Source organism: Runella sp. R5_40 (assembly GCF_057652295.1).
Genome location: NZ_JBYFCH010000074.1, coordinates 1 through 524 on the forward strand (window position 1 = coordinate 1; position 524 = coordinate 524).

General features: G+C 50.4%; 1 protein-coding gene. It reads right to left on the reverse strand.

Annotated features, from left to right (window positions below):
* Window positions 1–524, reverse strand: a 524-nt coding sequence (locus AC23N5_RS31445) for a hypothetical protein (protein WP_487758568.1), incomplete at both ends; no start/stop codon positions are given.

A 524-nucleotide genomic window follows, 5' to 3' on the forward strand; every position in this document is an offset into this window, starting at 1 on the left:
GTCGCATTGTACCAAATCGTGCGCAAACTGCCGCACGTTGATTGGCCACTGAAACTTGCTGTCGCGTCACAACTCGTCGTTGATGACAATGATACCGTCGGCGCTGCTGGTATGACCACCAATTTTAACCGCATTACCCCCGACTCAGATTCCACACACGATGGCGTTCCGTCTGATTGCCGACAACGTACGCGGTAATTGTGATACTGGTTATCCACCAAGCCTACGGGTACGCCTACACTGTATTCTCCACCATCCACTGAGTAAAGAATTACTTCACCCGTGGCGCAATTGGCATTAAATGTAAGAGGCATATTCACCAAACTACACACTTCCTTCGTCTCACCCACAGAAACTGTTACGCCATCCACGAGCAATGACACATTTTGCGGAACAGAGGCACGGTTATTAATTGTCAATTCAATGACTCCCGAATAAGTCGAAGCGCAATTGGCGTCGCAAGCCGCTTGGTAGCGGTGGGGTTGGTTATTGGACGGTTGGGAAACTGGGGCTGTCGCTGACCA